Consider the following 8786-nt stretch of genomic DNA (forward strand, 5'->3'; position numbering starts at 1 on the left):
GGAACGCGGCACCGGCTACGTCCTCGCGGTGGCCTGCTCGCACGAAGTCACCACCGGGGCGGGGAGGTTCCGTGCGGACACCCTGGCCAAGAAGGTGCCCAAGCGGGCCTGGCAGAAGCTCTCCGCAGGGGCCGGGGCCAACGGCCACCGTTTCTACGACTGGACCGTCATCGACCTCGCCGACCCCCGACCCGGGAGCCGTCAGCTGCTGATCCGCCGTAACCGCAGCACCGGCGAACTCGCCTACTACCGCTGCTACTCGCGCGCACCCGTGCCGCTGACCGTGCTGGTCAGAGTCGCTTGCCGCCCACCGGCTCGGTTGGTCCGACTGGCGGCGCCGCCACCAGGCCCGATCCCAGGCCAGCCACTACCGGCTGGAGTACTAGACGCGGGCGCCTCGGCCTGCGCGGTCTTCCGGAAGCGCCCACGGCGCTGCAGGCCGGCCGGTCAAGTCCAGACGTTGTCGATCTCGATTGTCCCTCCCGTCCGGTCGGCGGGTACAGAGTACTGCCTACCGGGACCTCCAGACCCTTGTGACCCCCTGGTCTTCAAGCGGAAGAAGCGGCGGCAGCGGTCGAACCTGGCAGCCAGGAAGCCGAGAAGCTCGGAACCTGGCTCGACAACACCCACCGGAAGGCCGCCAAGCTGAGCGAGCAACAACGCGCGGACTTCGATGCTCTCGGCATGCGCTGGCAATGGGAAAGCCCCAGTGCCGTGGGCAGAGCAGTACCAGAGACACCACCGAAGACCGGTCCGCATCACGACACCAGCCAGCCCCCGGCTGTCCCGCATCAAGCCGCCTCCTGCCCCACCGACGATCGATGGCCGTACCGCCTGATGGCGTAGCCGATCGCAGGAAGCGAGCCGAACCCACCGGGCGGCGCGCCGGGGCCAGGCATCTGCTGGTACGGCCGGCCGCCACCTCACTTGTTCCTCCCAGCGCCCGCCTTCCCGCTGCTGGACGCGCCGACGTCGGTGCTCGACGTCACGGCGGTGCCAGACGAGGGCGCAGGCTCCGGCGGGCTGGTTGAACCATGGCCGGCAGCGGGCCCGAGCGAGCTCGCCAGCTGGCACACGCGGTCCCGTCGAGTGAAGTCCGGCGGATCTCCGGTGGTCTGGCAGGCGCTCACGGGCGTGTCCGCTGGACGGCCGCGGGCTGCCGGGGGGCGGCGTGGCGTTCGTGCCCAGGAGGTGGGTGCCAGGGCTTTCCTGGGGGTTGGTGGGCGGGTCTTTGCGGCGGTGGCATCGTTGATTTCTAGGAACAGCGTTTGTCGGCCAGTTCTGGAGGCAGTTGGTGATCGCCGGGCTGACGGCTGTCGATGAGAAATGACGGCACGATCGTGTCCAGGAGGTGTGACGACCTGACCCTCATCCGGCGCGAAGGTGGGCCGGTGAAGGGGTGAGCAGGCCCTCGCTATGGCCGGAACAAGCGAGTCCCCATGGCACCGTGTCACGTAGGTCAGGACGGTTCCTGGGCAGACCGAAGCCCGCCATCTGCTTCTCCTCGTAGGACAAGAAGCCAAGGCTCCGGTAGAACGCGTGATTGCGCTTGCCTTCCGGTGACGACTCTGTGGACAGGAGAACCGGCCGAGTGCGAGCGGGTTCGGCTACCGGTACCTGAACTGTTCACACCGCGTAGACAGGGCCGTGCCGTCTGCGTACGGCACGGCCCCGCTGAGACTATTCCGCACGGGACCCCCCAACCCCCCTACGCACCACGGACACTGCCGATCCCGCAGTACCCCACGAGAAATGACGCCAAGCCAGCGTTATCTGACGCCGACCAGCTTGGTGCCGCCCCCGCAGTATCCACCGTATGCCCACCCACCGGTTCAAGCCGCCGTGGTGGCATTCTCGTGGCCGACAGAATCCGCCAGCTGCCAGCCGCTCTCCCGGCCGACAGAGCAATAGACTAGAACTGCGACGGTTTGTGCATCGGTGGAGTCCGGGGCGGTCAGTCTGACGGCGGTGGGCCCGGGAGACGGGCCTGGCCAGCAAAAAACGGTCCGGGGCAGAGCACCCCTGCTAGCCGAACCGCTGGGACCAGTCTGATCTTGTCCATCGGCGGCGGCGCCGTCTTTCGGCGGCCGTGTCGCCAGTACTTGGCCAAGGCAGGGTCGTCCGGGGACGCTCCGCCCTTTGCGGACGATGCCCGTCCGGGAAGGCGCTGCTGTCGCGGTCCCCAAACACCCCACTGGTGCTCCTTGGGGTGGCGACGTCTGGCCCAATTGAGGGTCAGCCGCCACATGAGTGATCCGGCGACGAGCGTCGTCAAGGACGCCAACGCCCGGTAGTAGTTCGCCCAACCGCGGACGATTGGGATCAGCCTGCGCAACGCGCCCCTCAGCATTGGCCCCTTGTCGGGCCCGAATTTGGGTCCGGGAGCCTCGTGCAAGCCGCCCCTGATGTGGCCTGTCAATCGAGCGGCTCTGTCTCCCATTCGGTGGTGGAGGAAAGTCATAGCAGCGAGAGATCGCCATTGATCACTAACTCGCAGGCCCGCGCTCTACAGCACTCGCTTCCCGGATCGTGCTGGTTGGGCTCGGCGTCTGACAAGGGCGCTGGGTGGGCGCTTACCCGCTCTGCCGCGGCAGCCGACGGGGCGGGTTGAGTAGGCCGGCGCGACTCCACACTCGATCGGTATGTGAGCGCTTTTGAGCCTCAAGCGGATGAAAATCTTACAAATCGCGTCATATGGGCAGGGTGTTTGCGACCTATGTTCGTAGATCATTCATGCCGTTCGACTGGATGTGATGTGGATATGAGGACGTGTCTCTCGCAGCGATTGCTGGCTGGTGTGTTCGTGGTTGTCAGTGCTGGCGGCGCGCTCGGATCGGCGGGGGCGTCGCAGGCGTCGGCGGCGGATCCTACTGCCGATTTGTCTCTGACGAAGACTGGGCCCGTTGCAAGGCCGGACGGGAGGTTCAGCTATCAGATGACCGTCACCAACAACGGACCTGACGCGTCGTCCGGGTGGACTGTCCTGGATCCCATGAACGGGCACACCATTATTGACGCCCCTGTCGATATCCAGTCCGCCGACTCGAGGTGTGCAGTCGTCGCGACCAACTATCACGGGGGTATCCCGCAAAATGCCTTGCAATGCAAGGGTGGCCAGCTTGCAGTGGGTGAAAGCACGGTTATTGACATCACCGCTGCGAGCGGCACGGTCAACCGCGCCGGTGTCACAGGGAACGAGGCCGACGGCAACACCGCGAACAACTACGCCGCAGCCGTTCCCTCTGTCGTTGATGTCCCGATGATCAACCCGGCGGTTGGTGCGGGTGTTGCCGCCGGTGCCGCACTGGGAAGTGTCGCCCTGGGGTTCGTCAAGCGAGGTTCCGGGCCCTTGGTTCGGGCAGGCTCCCGTCCTGGAACAAACTGAACAGCACGCTCATGGCTGCCATTGCTGGTGCGGCCACCGCGGCTGCGGGTGTGCCGGCTCCGCCTGGGCCCGCGGGTAATCCGGCTGCGGCCGACGGCTCGACAACGGCGACCCCAAGAACCAGGAAAACTGCCCCAAGGGCGGGCCCCACCAGGCTGTGGGCTGGCATTTCCTTCACAATCAGGTCCCCCGCTGCGGCACGCGTCCACAGCTGACCCGTCTGCCCCAGAACCACCGGGACGCAGCCTTCCGTTGCACAGCCGGCCCGCGATCAGTGCGAACTCGCTGCAGACACCCGCCCCGATTCTCGTCGTCGGCACCACCGGTGACCCCGCCACCCCCGTCGAGGGCACCCGGGAGATGGCACGGGCGCCGGGCGCGGGCGTCGGCATCGAGATCACGCTCAATGGTGAGGGCCAGGGTGCCTACAAATCCGGCAACGTCTGCCTGAAGCAGGCCGTGTACGGCTACGGCAGCCGCTGTTTGTCTTCCGGGAGGGCGTGCAGGGGCAGACGGTCAGGTGCGGTCATCGCGGTGGGGGAGCCGAGCCGCCTGCTTGGGTCCGCCGCTCGGCGCCGCATTGTCTTCGGTGTAGGTGATGCGGTGTAGTTCGGTATTCCAGTTGCCCCAGCCGGCGTTGGAGCCGTAGGCGTAGCCGAGGTACTGGGGCTTGTTGATGTCGATGTGACCGTACCGGTCACCGCTGATGCCAGCGTTGTGCAGCTCGGGGCGAAGGTCGGCTCGGAGTTCGGCGGAGCGCTTGAAGTGGATGCCGTCGTCCGATTCCCACATCTGAATGTAGGACTTGGGGGTGAAGCGCTCGGCGGTGTGGATCGCGATGAACTTGCCGTAGGCGTCGACGTACTTGATGTCGGCCGAGTCCGTCCCCGGCTTCCCGCTGTTGTCGAGGGCGGCGCCCCGGTAGGTGAGGTGCCTGGGCCAGTCCGCCGCGTCGGCCGGCGCGGTGGACACGCGGGTCTCCTGGACCGGCTTTCCGTGGGCGTCGTGGGTGAACCACGAGTAGTAGACGTACAGGGTCGATCCGGCCACGACTAGGCTGGGTTCGCCGGCTCCGTAGGCGTCGCTCGGGCCCTTGTAGGTGACGATCGGGGCCGGGTTGCCTCCCCAGCCGTGCCCATTCCATTTCTCGAACGGCCCTGTCGGGGATTTGGAGCGGGCGACGAACACGTTGTTCCCGCCTTTGGCTTGGACCGTCGCGGTGTAGCCGAGATAGTAGTAGCCGTCGGAGAACACCACGCTGGGGTCGCAGACGGCGTTGCCGTCGGCTGATCCGGCAGTCGGCTGCAGGACGACCTGGTCCGGTGTCCAGGTGCGTCCGCCGTCGGTGGAATTCCGGTAGCGGATGAAATCCCACGGCCCGCCTGAGCCGGGTGAGCAGGTGTACATGTGCAGGCCCGCGGAATCCTCGAACATCGAGGGGCCGTACCGGTAGCCGAATCCGCCTGATGTGTATACCGTCCGGCCCGGCGCAACGGTCGCACTCACCGTGGACTGGCCGGCGTCGCCCGCGGCAGGAGGATCGCTCGGCTTTGGTGCGGGTCTGGTGAGCTGGTCGGTCGCCGAAAGGGCGTTGGGCTTCGGTGCGGGTCGGGTGACCTGGCCTGCGGGCGGGGCCCCCGTGGGCCGGGACGCCCGTGCCTTGGCGCCGGCCTTGCCCGTGCTCATGGCGCGGGCTTGGACGCCGGCCGCCGGGATGCCGGTGCCCTGGGACGGTATCTGCGCGGTGAACTGTGCGAGTTCCTGCCGTTGCTGCGGGGAAAGCCGTGCGAGTGCCTGGCATTCCTCCGGGGACAGCTGTGCGAGTTCTTGCCGTTCCTGCGACGAGAGCCGCGCGAGCGCCTGCCACTCTTGCGGAGTGAGTGACTTCTCATGCGCGGGGCACTCGTGTGGAGCCACCTTCGACTTCGACTGCTGCGATGGCAGCTGCTGGCCGGCGGACGCACCGGACGCGGCGGCCAGCAGCAAACCCGCGGAAACAGGGGCCGCGACCACACCGACCCGCAAAACGCCTTTCCGCCTAGCCGGCAGCTCTGCGCGCTTCCTCTTGTGACGTGCCGCCACCTCATGCTCCCTTGCCTGTCAAGTGAACCGGAACGGGGCCTGTGCCGGTCATGGCACCAGATCTCTGTCGCGCCTTGGACTCACAGAAAAACACGTCCAGTCGGCGATGTCATCCGTCGGTCATATTTCTTGGCATGCGCGGTCGGAGAGGAAGCCGGCAGATATGTCAGGGAAGGTGCAAAAGCACCTTGGTGTACGTTCACTCTTCTATGCCGCGTGATAAATCCAGCGTCACAGAGAACATACGAGGCGCATCAGGCGTATGAACAACGGCACGCGACATAGGGCATACGGAAGTCTGAAGACGGTCGCCTCGGATCATGACAGCGGCGAATTGTGTGCTCAGGAAGTGCCTTGACCCAGAGCCGCTGAGAAGGGTGTCGGGTTGAGGGCGGCGACAGACTTCGGGCTGTCGCCCGGTCCCTCACTCAGGGCGTCGTCCGGCTCTCCGCTCGGGGAGTCCCTCGGCACCGGGGGGTGCCGGCGCGACTGAGTGTCGGAGTGAACTCATGGGGGAGGTCGGCGGACCAGGCGGCCTCCAGGTCCCGCTGGACCACCGGGTCGCCGACCACGCCCTCGCCGTGCGGCGGCAGAGCGGACTCGACGGCCCACGGGGCCGATGCGGCGGACGTCGCGGAGCCAGCCGTGCCAGCGGTCGGCTTGGTGGCGGGCGGCACTGTGGCCACCGATGACGGATCCGTGGTCGCGTACGCCGTCGACGTCGGGGCCGGTTGCTCCTGACCGTGCGGCACACCGGCTACGTGCACCAGGGCGTGCAGCGTGGTGCCCGGCGCGGCCTGTAGTACCGGCCACACGGCAATTGCGATCACTCACCAACCGTGTTCGTATCAATGCAAACGGTGCGCACGGCGTGGCCTTTGGCGCGTTGTGGCAATGCTGCGGTCAGCCACGTCTCGAGGCCGCTGAGCAGCCCGTCCCCAATCCACAGGAGTTTTCATGTCGCATTGGTTAATTCGTTCCGCAGCTGCCCTAGTCATGAGCGCTGCGCCACTCATCGCCATATCTACCGCTCCGGCACAGGCCAGCCCTCACGCCTCCGAGACCTCCGTCCAGTCCGTCCGAGGCGCTGCCGAGGACGTGGCGTCGTGCAGCATCACAGGCTTGGCAGCCGTCTCTGACGTCCTGATCACCACGGTCGACGTGAAGGCTGTCTGCCACACAACCGCGTTGACGGCTGTCACCGTCAAAGTCGGCGACATCGCTGTGGCACGGACCAACGTCCTGCTCGTCGCCGGTATCGAGACACACGTCAGGCTGCTCGTCCCCGGGGTCCTTCCCCTGGGCGCGGAAATCTGCGTCGGGATCGACGGTGACGAGGCGTGCGCCACCGTGCAGAAGCTGTAGCCGGACTCCTCCAGTGGCCGTTTCCTCGCCCTCGACACCGACCTGGTCGTCACCCTCCCCGACGCGGTCACCCGCACGGCCGGGCACAACTCGGCCTGGCCACACTGCCCCCGCCACTCCCGCCGCCCGACGTACCCCTGTACCTGTTGTGGCGCCAGCGCTACGACAACGACCGCGCCCACACTTGGCTGCGAGACCTGACCGAAACCGTCCAGGCGCTATTCACACCACCGACCGCCTCTCAACAGCCCCTCACCAACCGGACCGGGAAGTGACGGATACGCCCGAGGAAAGGCCTGCGGCAGCTGACTCCCGTTCTCGCGAACATCACCTATTCGTGCGCGACTGTGTGAGCGACTCCCAATCTCACGTCGAAAGGACGTCATAAGTCGGGCTCTGGCCCACTTCGTGTGGTCGCGTACGCAGCGTGACTGTCGATCTTCTCGTGAAGGTGGCTGAGATAGCCCGAAAATCGCCCGGCCGGTGGGCTGCGTGGCCGACAGTGCTGGCCCGTGAACGAAGTACGGCCGCAGCTCGAAGAGTTGCTGTTCTCCTCACTGGAGAGCGTGTTGGTGGAGTCTGTCGAGGCGACCGACACGGTGCCCCGGTGTCGCCGGGTTCCGGGCGGCCCTTCGTGTCGTTCGGGGAGCCCGAGGGGTACGACCAGCAGGCTCGGCCTCGATCCTGCGCACCGTCGTCACCGCTGTCCCCGACCAGCCAACCAGGCGCTGGAGGCCATCCGCACCCGCGCGTACTGGTCGCCGCACCGCGAGCACCCCAAGGCCTGGCTGGAATCGCTATGGAGCGCCACCGTCAGATGCCTCAGCGGATCGGACAGGTCGCCGAGGTGTGCGCAGTACGCAGGGATGCTCGGGCGCGGGCGAACGCGGCTGCCACCGATCAGAAGGGGGCGGACGAGGTGCTGCATCTGGCGCCGGTCGGCTGGTATGCCGACTAGGTGTTTTGACCCGCAGGGTTGTTTACGCGGCTGATGGGTGGGTGGCCGTCGAGTGCGGTGTGGCAGCGGTGGTGGTTGTAGGTGTGCAGGAAGTCTGCCAGGGCGTTGGTGCGTTCGGTGTTGCTGGTGTAGGGCCGTAGGTAGGCCCATTCGTCGAGCAGGGTGCGGTTGAAGCGTTCGACTTTGCCGTTGGTCTGCGGCCGGTAGGCGCGGGTGAGTTTGCCGGTGGCGCCGAGATCGGCGAGTGCCTGCTGCCAGGCGAAGCCTTTGCGGTAGGGCCAGGCGTTGTCGGTCAGGACCCGCTCGATGCGGTCGATGCCGCAGGCGGTGAAGAAGACAGCGGCCCGGTGCAGGAAGTCTGCGCAGGTGATGGCCTTCTCGTCCGGGTGGATCTCGCTGTAGGCCAGCCGGCTGTGGTCGTCGACGGCGGAGTGGATGTAGTTGAAGCCCATGCTGTTGCGGGTGGCGCGGCCGGCCTGGCGGCCCAAGGTCTTGTGGCCGCCGCCGTCGGGGATCCGGCCGAGTTTCTTGACGTCCACGTGGATGAGTTCGCCGGGCCGGTGGCGTTCGTAGCGGCGGATGACCTGGCCGGTGGGCCGGTCCAGGAAGGCCAGTCGGTTCAGGCCGTGGCGGGTGAGTATGCGGTGCATGGTCGAGGCGGGCCGGCCCAGGATGGGGCCGAGGCGGGCGGGCCCGAGCTTGCGGCTCTGCCGTAGCCGGCAGACACGGGTTTCGGTTGCGGCAGTGGTTCGGTGTGGTGTCGTGCGTGGGCGGCTGGAGCGGTCGTGGAGTCCGCTTTCGCCCTCGGCCCGCCAGCGTCGGATCCACTTGTGGGCTGTGGGGCGGGAGTTGCCCATCTCCGCGGCGACATGCGCGACAGGACGGCCCTAGCGGACACGGGCGATCAGCAGCCGCCTGCCGTGAACGGTCAGCCGGGCATTACGGTGGGACACGAAGGCCTCCGTGCGGTGAAGATTCGACACCTCCACCACACAC

7 protein-coding genes and 3 pseudogenes are annotated in these 8786 nt (G+C 67.0%); 6 read left to right on the forward strand and 4 right to left on the reverse strand.

The features are described 5' to 3' along the window. Positions 1-301: pseudogene (locus tag ACZ7NC_RS43350) on the forward strand (IS701 family transposase); the annotation flags it as partial. 1653 nt (positions 302-1954) lie between these two features. Here ACZ7NC_RS43350 and ACZ7NC_RS43355 read toward each other — a convergent pair. Beyond that, positions 1955-2461 carry a group II intron maturase-specific domain-containing protein gene (locus ACZ7NC_RS43355; protein ID WP_471497499.1) on the reverse strand — a complete coding sequence of 169 codons (507 nt, stop codon included), beginning with the start codon at positions 2459-2461 and terminating at the stop codon, positions 1955-1957. A 300-nt stretch (positions 2462-2761) separates the two neighbouring features. Between ACZ7NC_RS43355 and ACZ7NC_RS43360 the strand changes: the two genes are divergently transcribed. After that, entirely contained in the window at positions 2762-3385 is a 624-nt protein-coding gene (locus ACZ7NC_RS43360) for a DUF11 domain-containing protein (protein ID WP_471497501.1), read from the forward strand. A 48-nt stretch (positions 3386-3433) separates the two neighbouring features. Next, on the forward strand, positions 3434-3994 hold the full coding sequence (locus ACZ7NC_RS43365; protein WP_471497508.1) for an alpha/beta hydrolase: 561 nt from the start codon (positions 3434-3436) through the stop codon (positions 3992-3994). Here the strand turns inward: ACZ7NC_RS43365 and ACZ7NC_RS43370 are convergent. Both ACZ7NC_RS43370 and ACZ7NC_RS43375 read right to left on the reverse strand, forming a co-directional pair. Continuing rightward, a complete protein-coding gene (locus tag ACZ7NC_RS43370; RefSeq protein WP_471497503.1) occupies positions 3902-5302 on the reverse strand; it encodes a hypothetical protein in 1401 nt (466 codons plus the stop codon). The two genes, ACZ7NC_RS43365 and ACZ7NC_RS43370, sit on opposite strands and share 93 nt — an antisense overlap. A 593-nt stretch (positions 5303-5895) precedes the next feature. Beyond that, positions 5896-6297, reverse strand: a complete 402-nt coding sequence (locus ACZ7NC_RS43375; protein ID WP_471497505.1) for a hypothetical protein — start codon at positions 6295-6297, stop codon at positions 5896-5898. A 292-nt stretch (positions 6298-6589) separates the two neighbouring features. Between ACZ7NC_RS43375 and ACZ7NC_RS43380 the strand changes: the two genes are divergently transcribed. The 3 genes and pseudogenes from ACZ7NC_RS43380 to ACZ7NC_RS43390 all read left to right on the forward strand — a co-directional run bounded on the left by ACZ7NC_RS43380 (position 6590) and on the right by ACZ7NC_RS43390 (position 7790). Then, positions 6590-6832 (forward strand): hypothetical protein, encoded by a 243-nt coding sequence (locus ACZ7NC_RS43380; protein ID WP_471497507.1) that lies wholly within the window; start codon positions 6590-6592, stop codon positions 6830-6832. A gap of 21 nt (positions 6833-6853) precedes the next feature. Next, positions 6854-7107: pseudogene (locus tag ACZ7NC_RS43385) on the forward strand (LysR family transcriptional regulator); the annotation flags it as partial. 542 nt (positions 7108-7649) lie between these two features. Next, positions 7650-7790, forward strand: a complete 141-nt coding sequence (locus tag ACZ7NC_RS43390; protein WP_471497510.1) for a hypothetical protein — start codon at positions 7650-7652, stop codon at positions 7788-7790. On the opposite strand, the pseudogene ACZ7NC_RS43395 reads toward ACZ7NC_RS43390, so the two are convergent. Continuing rightward, positions 7787-8743, reverse strand: a pseudogene (locus ACZ7NC_RS43395) (IS481 family transposase). The gene ACZ7NC_RS43390 and the pseudogene ACZ7NC_RS43395 sit on opposite strands and share 4 nt — an antisense overlap. Positions 8744-8786 lie beyond the last annotated feature (43 nt).

The organism is Streptomyces sp. NPDC111802, assembly GCF_055634335.1.